The organism is Xanthobacter pseudotagetidis (assembly GCF_043194795.2).
GTDB classification, from domain to species: domain Bacteria; phylum Pseudomonadota; class Alphaproteobacteria; order Rhizobiales; family Xanthobacteraceae; genus Xanthobacter; species Xanthobacter tagetidis_A.
In genome coordinates, this window is the sequence record NZ_CM195534.1 from 3,871,913 (window position 1) to 3,885,693 (window position 13,781).

Below are 13,781 nucleotides of genomic sequence, written 5' to 3' on the forward strand. Positions count from 1 at the left end.
TCCGTCCCCGCCCCTCACACCTCCTTCAGGTGGAACAGCCGGTGGCCGTCGAGCCAGGTCTCGAAGCCGTCGGGCACCACGAAGGTGGTGGCGTCGGATTCGATGATGGCGGGGCCCATGACGCGGTTTCCGGGACGCAGCGCCTCCATCTTGTAGAGCTGCGCGTCCACCCACGTCTTCTTGCGGTAGAACTTGCGGGTGCCGATCTTCGCGTCCTCCGGCGGGGTCTCGCCCTCTTCCGGCTCCTTGGGGATGCGGGGCTTCGGGATCGGCACCATGCCGCGCATGATGGCGCCCGTGACCGAGTATCCCAGCTCCGGCGAGCGGGCGGACGCCGCATAGACACGGCCATAGGTGGCGTTGAACGCGTCGGTGAGCTGGTCCCAGTCGCCGGCGGTGCCGGCGGTGGCGATGGGGCTCTCGATCTCCAGGTCGTTGAGCTGCCCGCGATACTGCATGCGGTAGCCGGGCTGGAGCGTCACCTGGTCGGCCGAGTAGCCGTTCAGCTTGAACTCCTCCAGCACGTTGCGGGTGAGTTCCTCCCACGCCGCCTGAAGGGTCTCAGCCGCCTTGACCTTGTCCGCCTCCGGAGCGTCCGGCGGCATGTTGATGTCGAGGGACTTGTCGTAGCGATACTCGAAGTCCGCCGCCGCGCAGCCGAAGGCGGAGAAGCCGGCTGCCCAGGCGGGCACGATCACGTCCTCGAAGCCGAGGCCTTCCGTATAGCCATAGGTGTGCACCGGCCCGGCGCCGCCGTAGGAGAAGCACACGAAGCTCGCCGGCGAGTAGCCCTTGCCGGAGATCATGGAGCGCAGGTAGTCGCGCAGGTCGCTGTCCAGGAGCTCGATGATGCCCGCCGCCGCATCCTCCACCGACAGGCCGAGCTTGTCGGCGATCTGCACCTTGATGGCATCCACCGAGCGCTGCCGGTCGAGCTTCACCGCGCCGCCGAGGAAGTTGTCGGGGTTCAGATAGCCGAGCACCATGTGGCAGTCGGAGATGGTCACCGTCTCGATGCCGCTGTCCTTCCAGCACACGCCCACCCGGTAGCCGGCGGAGTCGGGACCGAGCTTGATGGCCTTCGTGTAGGGATCGAGGCGGATGAACGAGCCCGCGCCGGCGCCCACGGAATCCATCGCCACCAGCGGCAGCGACAGCACCAGCCGGGCCATGTCCGGGTCGTTCTTGATGGTCATCTCGCCCTGGGTGATGAGGGCCACGTCGAACGAGGTGCCGCCGATGTCCGAGCAGGCGATGTTCTTGTAGCCCAGCACCTCGCCCAGATACTTCGCGCCGATCACCCCGCCGATGGGGCCGGAGACGATAGTGCGGGCCAGCTCCTTCGCCTTCCAGGAGATGGTGCCGCCATGGGTCGCCATCACGCGGAAGTCGAACTTGGTGCCGCGCTCCTTGAAGGCGTTGGAGATCTTGGAGAGCGTCTGGCGCGAGGGCTCGGCGGCGTAGCCTTCGAGGATGGTGGTGTTGGTGCGGTGGGTTTCCTTGCGCACCGGATAGTAATCGGCGGAGGCGAAGACCGGGATGGTCTTGCCGCTCTTCTCCACCTCCTCGATCACGATGTCGCGCACGCGGCGCTCGTTGACCGGGTTCTTGTAGGAGTGGAGCAGCGAGATGACGATGCCCTCCACGTCGGAGGCGATCAGCTCGCGGGCCGCCTCGCGGGCGCTCGCCTCGCGCAGCGGGATCACCTGCGTCCCCATCATGTCCGTGCGCTCGACGACGCCACGGGTCAGCTGGCGCGGGACGAGCGGCGGGTCGTAGCGGTGGGTGTTGAGGTGGATGCGGTCCTCATAGGCGTAGCCGAGGTGGCTCTGCACCGCCCGGCCCATGCGGTGGAAGTCCTCCATGCCGCGGTTGACGATGAGGCCGCAGCGCAGCCCCTTGCGCTGGACCACGCGATTGAGCATCGCGGTGCCGGAATAGACGCCGGTCTGGAGCTGGGCGAGCGCCTCGTGGAGCGACATGCCCCAGTTGGCGAGCCCGTCCTCGGACGAGGCGATGAGGCCGAGGGCCTCGTTCTGCGGCGTGGACTGGGCCTTGCCGACGACGAAGTCGCCGTCCTGGTCCACGAAGAAGGTATCCGTCATGGTGCCGCCGGCATCGATGCCGAGCACCTGGACGCTGCGCAGATTTCCCACGGGAACGTTCACGCTCGTTTCCTCCCTGTCTTGCCGGCCTTGGCTTTTCGGTGCCGGCTCGCAGCAAGAGGGGCAGGATGCGTGCCAGTCGCGTTCCACTGTATAAATTCAATGATTCTCCGAATGTTTGTGCATTGCGACATGTAATAATTCAGTTTTGAACTGTCCGATTTCCGGACACTTGTTGTCTGCAGCCGGTCATTTCAGGCAAACGACTGGCGCGCTGAGGCCCGCGCCACTTGCAAGGGAGGCGGGCTTGCGCGTATCCTGCCGCCAAAGCCGCCGCCGCCGGCCTCGATGTCGGCGGTCAGAACGCGGCATTTCAGGGAGTGAACCCGCCTGCGGGCGCTTCGGCCACCGGCCGGGCTGACCCGCCGGCCAATGGCTCAGGCGGCGCTGAAACGGGGACGCCGCGCCGCCCGGCCCGGAGGGCAGAGCTGGTGCCACATCGCGAGATCGCGCGCGCCTGGGAGCAGTTTCACCAGGACGGCGCCGCCTCCGCCGTCATCCGCCCGGCGGTGATGGCGTCCTGGCAGCGCTCCCGCCTCCATCTCATCACCGCCGACCGCGCGGCCGCTCCCCTCATGAGCGACGCGGAGCTGTTTCGGCGCCGCCGGCAGAACAACCGCCTCGTCACCGCCGCACGCCCGGCCATGGAGGAGGCGCGCCACCTTCTCTCCGACGCCCGGTCCATGCTGATCCTCTCGGACCCCGACGGCGCCATCCTGGAGGCGGAGGGCGATGCCCGCGCCCTCGATACCGGGCAGGAGGTGAAGCTCCAGCAGGGCGGCCTGTGGTGCGAGGCGGAGATCGGCACCAACGCCATCGGCACCGCGCTCGCCTGCGGGCGCCCGGTGCAGATTCATGCCGCCGAGCATTTCTGCGCCCCCGTCCAGCGCTGGACCTGCGCGGCGGCCCCCGTGCGCCACCCGTTCGATGGGGAGATCATCGGCGCGGTGGACATTTCCGGCTCCACCGACACCTTCAACCCGCAGAACCTCGCCCACGCGGTGGCCCTCGCCCACCAGATCGAGGCGGTGCTGGGCCGGCGCATGGAGATGGAGCACGAGCAGGTGCTGCGCCATTTCCTCTCCAAGCGCTCGCTCTGGCTCACCGAGGAGATCCTCGCCTTCGGCCGCTCCGGCGCGCTGATCTATTCCACCGACCGGGCGCTGAAGGAGGTGGCGCGGCGCAGCGACCGCCTGATCGCCGACGGCCGCCTCGCGGCGCTCAAGGACGCGACGCCGGACGCCTGGGCGGCGCGCATCGCCGAGCTTCTGCCCGGCGCCAGCGTCGAGATCGTGCGCGAGGACGGCGAGGAGATCGGCGGCGTGGTGGTGCTCCACGCCCCCCGCCGGCCCAGGCCTGCCCAGCGCGAGGCCGCCCCGCGCGATCCCGGCCGGGAGCTGGAGCCGCTCGGCTTCGACGCCATCATCGGCAGCAGCCCGGTGATGGAGGAGGTGAAGGCCAAGGCCCGCCGCATGGCCGAGAGCGGCCTGCCCATCCTGCTGGAGGGCGAGACCGGCGTCGGCAAGGAGGTGTTCGCCCGCGCCATCCACGGCGTGCGCGCGCCCGCCGGACCTTTCGTGCCGCTCAATTGCGGCGGCCTGCCGCGCGATCTCATCGCCAGCGAGCTGTTCGGCTACGAGAAGGGCGCCTTCACCGGCGCCGACGCCACCGGCAAGCCGGGCAAGGTGGAGGCGGCGGACGGCGGCCTGCTCTGCCTCGACGAGATCGGCGAGATGCCGCTGGAGCTGCAATCCTATCTGCTGCGCGTGCTGGAGGACGGCGTGGTCTACCGCGTCGGCGGCCACACGGGGCGGCGGGTGGGCCTGAGCCTCGTCTCGATGACCAACCGCGACCTTTCCGGCGAGGTGGCGGCGGGGCGCTTCCGCAAGGATCTGTTCTATCGCATCGCCGCCCTGCGCCTGCGCATTCCGCCGCTGCGCGAGCGGGGCGAGGATGCCCTGCTGCTGCTGGATCATTTCGTGCGGGGCGCGGCCCGGCGCATGGGCCGGCCGGCGCCGCGCTTCACCGATGCCGCCACCGACGCCCTGGGGGCCTACGACTGGCCCGGCAATGTGCGCGAGCTGCGCAACATGGCCGACATGCTCCTGACCATGCTGGATGGCCACGTCGTCGATGTCGCCGATCTGCCGCCGGAAATCCGTGACCGCGGCCAGCCCGCCGCCCTTGCGGCCTCGGGTGATCTGAAGGCCCTGGAGCTGGCCGCCATCAGCGCCGCCATCGAGGCCTGTGGCGGCAACCTGTCGAAGGCGGCCAAGCGCCTTGGCATCGCCCGCTCCACGCTCTACCTGCGGGTCGCCGAACTGCGGCGCGGCCCGATTCCGGGGCTGGGCGATGCGCCGTTCAGGGGCGAGGACGCCTGAGTCCTGCCCGCCTATGGCGTGCCGCGCCCGCTCACCGTGCGGGGCCGGTCCAGACGGTCTTGGCGTTCGTGAACTCGCGGATGCCGTAGGAGCCGAGCTCCCGGCCATACCCGGACCGCTTGATGCCGCCGAACGGAAGCCGCGGATCGGACGCCACCATGCCATTGATGAAGACGGCGCCGGCATCGATCTGGCGCGCATATGCCGCCGCCTTCTGCGTGTCGCGGCTCCAGAGCGCGGCGCCGAGCCCGAACTCGGTGTCGTTGGCGCGCGCGATCGCCGCCTCGGGTGACGGGACGCGGATGATCGCCGCCGCGGGGCCGAACGTCTCCTCGTTGAACGCCGCCATCTCCGGCGTCACATGATCGAGGATGGTCGGCGCATACACGAAGCCGGGACCACCGACGAACGCGCCACCGGCGCGCAGGGTCGCCCCCGCCGCAACGGAGCGCTGGACCTGGTCGTGCAGCGTCGCCCGCAAGTCGGCGCGCGCCATGGGCCCGATGTTCGTGCCGGGCTCCATGGGATCGCCGATCTTCAGCTTCGCCACATTGGCGCAGAAGGCGTCGACGAACGCGTCCGCCACCGCGTCCTCGACGATGAAGCGCTTGGCGTTGACGCAGCTCTGGCCCACATTGATGAAGCGCGCCTTCACGGCGACCTCGGCCGCGGCGGCGACGTCGGCATCGGCGAGCACGATGAAAGGGTCGGAGCCGCCCAGCTCCAGCACCTGCTTCTTCAGCGCCTTGCCCGCCTGGGCGGCGACGATGGCGCCGACCTCCGTCGAGCCCGTGAGCGTGACGGCGGCGATGCGGTCGTCGAAGATCAGCCGCTCGACCTTGGAGGAGGGGATGAGCAGGGTCTGGTGCAGGCCGGCCGGCGCGCCTGCTTCCGCGACGATGTCGGCGATGGCATTGGCGCACTGGGGCACGTTGTTGGCGTGCTTCAGCACCGCGCCGTTGCCGGCCATGAAGGCCGGGGCGGCGAAGCGGAAATACTGCCAGAACGGATAGTTCCACGGCATCACCGCGAGCACCACGCCGAGCGGACCGAACACCACGCGGCTGTCGGTCGCGTTGGTCGCGATCACGTCATCCTCGAGGAACGCCGCGGCATGCCCGGCGTAGAAGTCGCAGTTCAGCGCGCACTTCTCCACTTCCGCCTCAGCCTCCGCGATCGGCTTGCCCATTTCCGCGGTGATGAGCTGTCCGAACGCCGCCTTCCGGCTCCGCAGCACCCGCCCGATCGCCGTCACGAGCTGGGCGCGCTCGGCGAACGAGGTCGTGCGCCAGGTCCGCTGGGCCTGCGCCGCCCGGGCGAGCGCAGCGTCGACCTCGGCCTCGGAGTGCTCCGGAAAGCGCGCGATTTCCTCGCCGGTGTACGGATTGACGGAGACGATCATGGGTGTGGCTTCATCGCGAGGGGAGAGGAGAGGAAGGGGCGGCGGGCGCGGCCCGCCGCCCTGGCGGGCGGGCCCGCGCTCAGGCGTGGGAGTACATGGTCTTGCCGGCGACCGGCATGTCCACCTTGAGGATGGTGCCGGTGTCCGCCTCGGTGATGAACAGCGTCTTGTTGTCCTTGCCGCCGTAGCAGACGTTGGTGAGGTGATGGCCCACGCGCCCGGTGATGAGGTGGGTCGGCATGCCGTCGGAATCGAAGCGCCACACGCCGACGCCGAGCTGGCAGACGATCACCGCGTCCTCCTCGTCCAGCGCCATGCCGTCCGGCCCGCCGTGGCCGCCCGAGAGCTGGATGTAGGTGCCGACCTTTGACATGGTCCCGTCGGTCATGATCGGGCAGCGCCACACCGCGTTCTGCCGCGTGACCGAGAGGAACAGGCGGTTCTCCTTCATGTTGAGCGCGAGGCCGTTGGGGCTCGGGATCGTGCCCAGCAGCATGTCGAGCTTGCCGTCCGGGTCGAGCCGGAACAGGCGGCCGGTGGGATCGTGCATGCCGGTCTGGCCCTGGTCGGTGAAGTAGAGCGTCCCGTCGGCGGCGAACACGAGGTCGTTCAGCCCCTTCCACGCCTCGCTGTTGCGCGAGGCCAGCAGCGGCTCGACCACGCCGCGCTTCTCGTCGAGCAGGATCAGGCCGGCCTTGTAGTCGCAGATGAAGATGCGGCCGTCCTTGTGGATCTTCAACCCATTCGGCCAGCCGTCGTACTGGCACACGAGATCGCAGCTTCCGTCCGGCGCCAGCTTGAAGACGCGGCCGAAGGGAATATCCACGAAGTAGAGATTGCCGTCGCGATCAAAAGAGGGACCTTCGAGAAAGCTGTCCACCTCGGCATTGGCGCGGTTGGGATCGGACCAGGCGGTCCGGCTCTTCTTCCGCCACTTGTCCGGAAGCTGATAATGAACCTCGGCAACCAGCCGCTCCACCGGATTGAGAAAGAACATCGAAAAACTCCGCTCGAAGGGTCCATCGGTGGACCGCCTGCGGAGAAAGACCTATTCCTGATATGGCCGCGATACTAAATACAATTTCGGCATGCCTTGCCATGCCGCGCAATGAGGGGACCTCCTTGGATTTCAGGGCCTTGAACTATTTCGCCAAGATCGCCGAGCTGGGCAGCATCACGCGCGCGGCGCAGCACCTGAACGTGGCGCAGCCGGCGCTCAGCCGGCAGGTGCGCCAGCTCGAGGACGAGCTCGGCGCGCAATTGCTGATCCGCGAGAGCCGCGGCATCCATCTGACCGATCAGGGGCGGGAGCTGTTCGAGCATGCGCGGACCATCCTGCGCGAGGTCCAGCGCGCGAAGGACGCCGTGCGCGGCTCCGCCGGCAGCCCCGGCGGCAGCATGGCCCTCGGCCTCGTCCCGACCATCTGCACCCAGGTCGCGCCCGACCTGGTGTCGACGCTGCGGACCGACTTTCCGCGCATCGATCTCACCATCAGCGAGGCCTACAGCCAGCAATTGATGGAGTGGCTCGACGAGGGCCGCCTCGACCTCGCGGTGCTGACCGAGCCGGCGCCGACGCGGCGCCTGGTCATCGAGCACCTGGTGTCGGAGGAGATGATGTTCGTCGCGGCGCGCGGCTTGCGCAAGAAGGGCCCTATCTCCTTCGACGAGCTCGCCACCACGCCGCTCATCATGTCGCTGGGCATCCGCACCATCATCGACAACCTGCTCGGCCACAAGGGGCCGCTGGTGACCGTGATGCTCGAGCTCAATTCCATCGAGACCATCCGCCTGATGGTGCGCCAGGGCATCGGCACCACCATCCTGCCGCGCTCGATCCTCTACGATGACGCCAAGAGCGGAGACGTCACCCTGCACTCGATCGGCCCCAAGGGCCTCTTCCGCCGGCTCGCGCTCGCTTATTCGCGCACGCGCCGGCTGTCGCGGTCCTCGCAGATCGTCAAGGAGGCCGTGACGCAGATCATGTCGGACCTCGACCGTCGGCGCCTGTTCCGCAGCGCGGCGAGGAAATAGGGCGGCGCGGGCTCTAGCGGGGGACGGGGACCTGAAAGGCCCGTAGCGCGTCCTCGTCGACGGTGACGCCGAGACCGGGGCCGCGCGGCACCGGCACGGCGCCGTCGGCGAACGGGAGCGAGTCCAGGACCGGATCGTGCTCAAGATAGACCTGGGTGAGGCTCAGCCCCCAGTCGAAATTCGTGATGGCTGCCGCCACATGCGACGCCGCGGCGGACGCGAGACTGGATTCGGCGACCTTCGCCGCGACATTTATGGCGAGCCCCAGCTCGATGGCGCGGGCGGCGCATTCCAGCGTCGCGATCATGCCGCCGAGCTTGATCAGCTTGAGGGAGATCCCCGCCGCGGCGCCGCGCGCGGCGTGCGCCTCGATGTCGGCGGACGAATGGATGCCCTCGTCGATGCCGATGGGCACGACGCCGAGCCGGTTGAGCTGCGCAAGATCGCCGAGGGCGGGCGCGGGCAGCGGCTGCTCCAGGTAGAACAGCCTGGCCTGCCGGGTCTCCTCGATCAGGCGGCGCGCGGCGACAAGGGAAAGCCCGCCATTGGCATCGGCGCACAATCTGGCGTCCGGCCCGATCGCGTCCCGGACGCCGAGGACGGCGGCGATGTCGTTCTCGATGGCCTTGGTGCCGACCTTCAGCTTGAAGAAGCGATAGCCCTTCTCGTACTTCGCGCGCGCCTCGGCGGCATCGGCCTTCGGCGTGGCGTTTCCCAGCATCCACATGGGTTCGAGCGTGTCGCGCAAGCGCGTGCCCAGGATGTCGCCGACGCTGATGCCGCGCGCCTTTCCGAGCAGGTCGAGCAACGCCATCTCGACGGCGGACTTGGCGCTCGGATTGCCGTAGATGCCGTTCTCGATCCGGCGCAGGGCCTCTCCAAGAAGGCGCGCGTCGCATCCCTTGAGGGCGTCCCAGATCAGTTCGGCCGCGGCCGTCATGCCCCACAGGGTTTCGCCGGTCATGGTCGGCGCGGACGCCGCCTCGCCCCAGCCGATGCTCCCGTCCGCAGCTTCGAGGCGCACGAACAGGTTCTCCGCATGGCGGATGGTGACGCCGGACATCTTCATCGGCCGGGCGAGCGGCATGGCGACCGGAAACAGGTCCATGCGCACCAGGCGAATTGCGGCTTCCGCCTGCGCAAGGATCGGCCGCGCCGGAGTTTCAGAGGCATGGGTCAAGGGGCAGGTCCTCGATTGGCACCCACTTTTACTTCGTTTCTCGGAGGGCTCGAAATATCAATGTGTTATGGCCCGTCAGACGAAGACGGCATGGCGCCGCGGCGAGCCCGGACCCATGCTCAACCGGCATGATGAATAATCGTAATTTGATATTTGCGTTATCGATGGCCGGGTGATGGATTGCAGGCACGGCCACCGCATCCGCGGGTCCGATGTGCCGAATTCGAGGATTGTCCCATGACCGCCGCAGCCGCCAAACCTGACCTCAAGGCGTCGCTCATGCGGCCGGACCAGATGCCGAGCGTCGATCGCGGCGGCGGCAACCGGACCATTCCTCTGGTCACCCGCGCGACCGGCTCGCAGCAGATGCTCACCGGCATGACGATGATCGGTCCGGGCTCGGCCATCCCGTGGCACTATCACGACTGCGAGGAGACGGTTCTCGTCCTCGAGGGCGAAGGCTTCGCCGAGGTGGGCGAGGAGGTCCATCCGGTCAAGCCGATGGACACCACCTGGATCCCCTGCAACCTGCCGCACCGCTTCCGCAATGGATCGAGCGAGAAGCCGCTGAAGATCTTCTGGGTCTACGCCTCGGTCGATGCCACCCGCACCATGGTCGAGACCGGCGAGACGCGCCCGGTGTCGGCGGAACACGCCAGGAAATCCGCCTGATCGCGGCGCCCGCCGCAGCATCACGTCAACGACAAGACCAATCAACGTTCGCAGGGAAGAAACGAGCCATGCTGAGAATATCGCAGCGCCAGCCGGCGGCGGAGGGCCGTGCCCGGTCCGGGATGATGAGAATGCTGCGGTCGACCCTGGTGGTCGCCGCCGCCATCCTGCCCATGACCGGGATCGCCGCCAGGGCGGAGTTTCCGGACCGGCCGATCAAGATCGTCGTGCCGTTCCCCGCCGGCGGACCGACCGATGTCGCCGGCCGGCTGGTGGCCCAGGCGCTCCAGAAGCAGCTCGGCGCCACCGTGATCATCGAGAACATCGGCGGCGCCGGTGGCCGCATCGGCGCCAAGGCGGTGGCGCAGGCCGCGCCCAACGGCTACACGCTGCTGGTCGGCGGCACCAACGTGAATGCGCTGGTGGGCGCGCTCTACAAGGACCCCGGCTACGAGCCGCTCAAGTCCTTCACGCCCGTCGCCGCGATCTGCACCGATTCCATGGCCATGGTGATCGCGCCGGGCGTGCCGGCGAAGACCTTCGCGGAGTTCGTCGCTTACGCCAAGAAGAACCCCGGCGCCCTGCGCTTCGGCGCGCCGACGGGGATCTACACGCACATCGTCGGCGAGTTCATCAAGATCAAGACCGGCACCGACCTGCTCTTCATCCCGTACAAAGGCGGCGCGCCAGCGATCAACGATGCGCTCGGCGGCCACATCCAGGTGGTGTTCAACAACAAGTCGACACTGCTGGCGCACATCAAGGACAACGCCCTGAGGGCGCTCGCGGTGACCAGCGCCGCGCGCTGGCCGGAGCTGCCCGAGATTCCGACCCTGAAGGAGGTCGGGCTTGAGGGCTTCCCCACCGAGATCCTGTTCGGGCTTCTGGCGCCCGCCGGCACCCCCCGGGCGATCGTCGACAAGCTCAATGCGGCGGTGAACGAAGGCATGAAGGCCGAAGAGGCGCGCAACAGCATCGACAAGCTCGGCATGTATGTGAAGTCGGGCTCGCCACAGGATTTCGAGGCCGCGCTCGCCGATCAGGTCGTCGCCTGGAAGACGATCGTCGATTCGGCCGGGATCAAGGTCGACTGAACCTCCCCGGCTGCGCTGCGCCGCCCGGCTGCGTCCACCCTGTCAGGGCATGGGCGGGGCCGGCCGACCGCTGCGTTCAGGCATCGCGCGCACGCCGCCCGTGACGAGGAAATCCCCCCGCGGCCCCTGCACGCGGCAGAATGCGCGGCCCTGGTCTGATGGAAGCAGGCGCGGTGGTGCCCGCTCAACCGTGGCGCCCCGCCTGTCCGGAGCCCTCAACGCGGCCTTGCAACCGATCCGGGCAACGCTGTAGCGTCACGCGCCACGACCGCCGGATCTCCGGCCGGCAGAGTCCCTGTCGTGAGGCTGCGGAAGGACGTCCATGCCGCCCGACCAAGCGCAAGAAGCGATGCCCCGGCGGCTGCCGGGGATGCTGCGGCAGCCACGCTTGCGATGCCTATCCGCACAGCGGGAGCCAACCTCATGACCTATGTCGTGCTGATTGCCGTGATCGGCATCCTGCTTCTGCAATGGACCGGCGCCATTCCTCGGGACAGCGTCGGCGGGGCGATGGTGATCGCGGCGGCGGTCCTTGGCGGGACACTGGCGGTCGCGATCCGCGAGGCCTGGATCAGGAAACGGGGTGTGGTCGGCTGGATCGTGAACATCGTCGTCTCGTTGCTCGGCGCCTTTGTGGTCGCCCCTCTCGGCGGCATGGTGATGGTGACGCTTCTCCTGCCGTTCATGGATGGCTCCTCGTCGCTGGCCGCCGCGAAAGGGCCTCAGATGTCCATCGCGCTGGCTGGACAGATGGCCATCACCCTGCTCGGCGCCTGGGCGGCGCTTTGGCTGGTGAACCGGTGGCGCTGAGCTGGGTGCGCGCCGTCCGCACGCACCTTCTGTCGGCGTGCGGGACACGACTCCGGAAGCTCCTATATTAGAGGTTTCCCGCGTTGCGCGGCAGCGCTGATCCGGATAGGCTTCCTGTCATTCATTTCTCAATGAGCAGAAGCCTTTCATGCTGGACAACAAGGACCCTGGCTCGCTCCAGATATCCGATATTTCGCGACATGCGGGCGTTTCAGCCTCTACAATAAGAGTTTGGGAGCAGCAGGACCTGCTGCGCCCCACCTATACCGAGAGCGGCCGGCGCACCTACCGGGAGGCTGACCTTCAGATCGCCCTGGCGATCAAGCGCATGCGCACGGTCGAGGGGATGAAGATCGCCGAGATCAAGGCGGCGCTCGCGGCCCAGGCCGTTGCCTCGCCCGACCCCGTCCGCGAGGCGGACGAGGAAGCGTCCACATCCGAGGTGGGCGCAAATCTGCGCATGCTGCGCCTGGCGCGACGGCTCACCATCCGCGTCGTGGCGGAAGAGGTGGGCATGGACCCGTCCGTGCTCGCCTCCATCGAGCGGACCTCCCTCGGCATGGACATGCCGCTGCTCAAGAAGCTCGCGCGGTTCTACGGCGTCACCCTCAACAAGCTCATGGGCGTGGCCGCATCCGAGCCGATGCCCGACCGGGAGTTCGTGACCCGCGACCACGGCGAGCCGCTGCCGCGCCTGGGGCTCGGCGTGCGCATGGAGCGGCTGAACATGGTTCGCGCGACGATGGCGTGCAAGCGCTGGTTCGTCGAGCCCGGCGTCCATTCCAACGGCGCCTATCGCCATGAAGGCGAGGAGTTTCTCGTGGTGATCGCCGGCGAGTTCGAGATCACCATCGACCACAGCCGGGTCCACCACCTGACCCCGGGCGACACCGCCTATTTCCGCAGCGACATGTTCCATTCCTGGCGCAATCCGGGACGGGAGACGGCGGAGCTGATCTGGATCGGCGTCGGCGACGATTTCTAGGGCATGATCCGATCCAATTGACTCAATTCGGCCGGATCGCGCCTAAGGCTGCGTCGGCGTCGGCGTGCTCAGGCTCCACATGGCATCGAACATGGAGGCCTGGAAGGCGGCGAACTCCGCGCTGTCGATGATCATGCCGTAGCTCTCCCGCGCGGAGGAGATGAGCGCGACCTTGTTGCCGTAGATGAAGCACGTCATCGCCAGCGTGTAGGCTGGCGGCGCGTAGCGCAGCTCGCGCCGCTGCTCGCGGCTCGACGGCCAGATCGGCGCGATGTCCCGCTCCTCCGAGCGGATCACGTGCAGCCAGGTACCCCGGCGCGCGCGCTCGGTGAGATAGCGCTCCATTTCATCGAGGCCCGGCTCGGCCATCAGCTCCTTCATCGAGAGCGTCGCGCGCAGCACCTTGGCGTTTCCCGAGAGCGTGTCCCACAGCGTGGTGCGGATGCCCTCAGGCCCCGGGTGGAAGCGCACGTTCGGCTTGCCGGTCTCGTGGTGATACATGGAGCGCAGCACCGGCATCACGTCCTCGATCATCTGCCGGCGCGCCTCGATGCGCTCCAGCAGCACGCCGGGGTCCTGCGCCACCACGAAGCGGCGCTTGCCGTTGTCGACAAACCGGACGAGCCCCTCCTCCTCCAGCTTGGCGAGCGCGTCGTGCGCGGTGGTGCGCGCGAGGCCGGCCTGCGCCGCGACGTCGGTGATGGACGCGGCGCCGAGCCCGACCGAGGTCAGATAGAGCTTGTAGAGCGTGCCGGTGATGCCGATCCGCGCCAGCTTCTCTTCGATGTCGTCCGTCACGCCGTCGCCCCTTGCCGATAGGTGGAACATGGCCGATCTCGCGAGCGGCGTCTAATGTCGGTTTTAGCCGATATAATTATTCGATGACGCACAAAATGTGGGCGCCGAATCGTCCATCTGCTCGAATTACGAGAGGCTATTGCACGATCATTCGTCAATTTTCCCAGTCTTAGAGATTGACGGAAATTTCCGACATAAATAGCGTTCCAGGCATGCCCAATTGCTCGAGCGCCACCCCGGCCAGCAGCGTGAAGGAGAAT

11 protein-coding genes are annotated in these 13,781 nt (G+C 67.9%); 6 read left to right on the forward strand and 5 right to left on the reverse strand.

Annotated elements, in window-relative coordinates:
* Nucleotides 1-14: 14 nt before the first annotated feature.
* On the reverse strand, nt 15-2,168 hold the full coding sequence (locus tag V5F67_RS17705; RefSeq protein WP_394021646.1) for a hydantoinase/oxoprolinase family protein: 2,154 nt from the start codon (nt 2,166-2,168) through the stop codon (nt 15-17).
* Nucleotides 2,169-2,596: 428 nt separating this feature from the next.
* Between V5F67_RS17705 and V5F67_RS17710 the strand changes: the two genes are divergently transcribed.
* On the forward strand, nt 2,597-4,546 hold the full coding sequence (locus tag V5F67_RS17710) for a sigma-54-dependent Fis family transcriptional regulator (RefSeq protein WP_394021645.1): 1,950 nt from the start codon (nt 2,597-2,599) through the stop codon (nt 4,544-4,546).
* A 31-nt stretch (nt 4,547-4,577) separates the two neighbouring features.
* Here V5F67_RS17710 and V5F67_RS17715 read toward each other — a convergent pair whose 3' ends face one another.
* Together V5F67_RS17715 and V5F67_RS17720 are read right to left on the reverse strand one after the other, a co-directional pair.
* On the reverse strand, nt 4,578-5,948 hold the full coding sequence (locus V5F67_RS17715; protein ID WP_394021644.1) for an NAD-dependent succinate-semialdehyde dehydrogenase: 1,371 nt from the start codon (nt 5,946-5,948) through the stop codon (nt 4,578-4,580).
* Between the two features lie 79 nt (nt 5,949-6,027).
* Nucleotides 6,028-6,945: an SMP-30/gluconolactonase/LRE family protein gene (locus V5F67_RS17720; protein WP_394021643.1), complete on the reverse strand. Its 918-nt coding sequence runs from the start codon at nt 6,943-6,945 to the stop codon at nt 6,028-6,030.
* A 125-nt stretch (nt 6,946-7,070) separates the two neighbouring features.
* Between V5F67_RS17720 and V5F67_RS17725 the strand changes: the two genes are divergently transcribed.
* Complete coding sequence (locus V5F67_RS17725) at nt 7,071-7,982, forward strand: LysR family transcriptional regulator (RefSeq protein WP_394021642.1); 912 nt, start codon at nt 7,071-7,073, stop codon at nt 7,980-7,982.
* 13 nt (nt 7,983-7,995) lie between these two features.
* Here V5F67_RS17725 and V5F67_RS17730 read toward each other — a convergent pair whose 3' ends face one another.
* Complete coding sequence (locus tag V5F67_RS17730) at nt 7,996-9,162, reverse strand: mandelate racemase/muconate lactonizing enzyme family protein (protein WP_394021641.1); 1,167 nt, start codon at nt 9,160-9,162, stop codon at nt 7,996-7,998.
* Nucleotides 9,163-9,399: 237 nt separating this feature from the next.
* Between V5F67_RS17730 and V5F67_RS17735 the strand changes: the two genes are divergently transcribed.
* The 4 genes from V5F67_RS17735 (at nt 9,400) to V5F67_RS17750 (ending at nt 12,723) form a co-directional block, all read left to right on the forward strand.
* Nucleotides 9,400-9,834, forward strand: coding sequence for a cupin domain-containing protein (locus V5F67_RS17735; RefSeq protein WP_394021640.1), 435 nt, complete (start codon nt 9,400-9,402; stop codon nt 9,832-9,834).
* A gap of 131 nt (nt 9,835-9,965) precedes the next feature.
* Nucleotides 9,966-10,928, forward strand: coding sequence for a Bug family tripartite tricarboxylate transporter substrate binding protein (locus V5F67_RS17740; protein WP_394021639.1), 963 nt, complete (start codon nt 9,966-9,968; stop codon nt 10,926-10,928).
* A 423-nt stretch (nt 10,929-11,351) separates the two neighbouring features.
* Entirely contained in the window at nt 11,352-11,738 is a 387-nt protein-coding gene (locus tag V5F67_RS17745) for a hypothetical protein (RefSeq protein WP_394021638.1), read from the forward strand.
* Between the two features lie 148 nt (nt 11,739-11,886).
* Nucleotides 11,887-12,723 (forward strand): MerR family transcriptional regulator, encoded by an 837-nt coding sequence (locus tag V5F67_RS17750; RefSeq protein ID WP_394021637.1) that lies wholly within the window; start codon nt 11,887-11,889, stop codon nt 12,721-12,723.
* Nucleotides 12,724-12,765: 42 nt separating this feature from the next.
* On the opposite strand, the gene V5F67_RS17755 is transcribed toward V5F67_RS17750, so the two are convergent.
* Nucleotides 12,766-13,551 (reverse strand): TrmB family transcriptional regulator, encoded by a 786-nt coding sequence (locus V5F67_RS17755; RefSeq protein WP_394021636.1) that lies wholly within the window; start codon nt 13,549-13,551, stop codon nt 12,766-12,768.
* Between the last annotated feature and the right edge of the window lie 230 nt (nt 13,552-13,781).

Coding starts and splice junctions, on each gene's coding strand:
- V5F67_RS17720 (WP_394021643.1), bottom strand. CDS start 6,945: ATGTTCTTTCTCAATCCGGTGGAGCGGCTGGTTGCCGAGGTTCATTAT.
- V5F67_RS17755 (WP_394021636.1), bottom strand. CDS start 13,551: ATGTTCCACCTATCGGCAAGGGGCGACGGCGTGACGGACGACATCGAA.
- V5F67_RS17745 (WP_394021638.1), top strand. CDS start 11,352: ATGACCTATGTCGTGCTGATTGCCGTGATCGGCATCCTGCTTCTGCAA.
- V5F67_RS17715 (WP_394021644.1), bottom strand. CDS start 5,948: ATGATCGTCTCCGTCAATCCGTACACCGGCGAGGAAATCGCGCGCTTT.
- V5F67_RS17735 (WP_394021640.1), top strand. CDS start 9,400: ATGACCGCCGCAGCCGCCAAACCTGACCTCAAGGCGTCGCTCATGCGG.
- V5F67_RS17750 (WP_394021637.1), top strand. CDS start 11,887: ATGCTGGACAACAAGGACCCTGGCTCGCTCCAGATATCCGATATTTCG.
- V5F67_RS17740 (WP_394021639.1), top strand. CDS start 9,966: ATGCTGCGGTCGACCCTGGTGGTCGCCGCCGCCATCCTGCCCATGACC.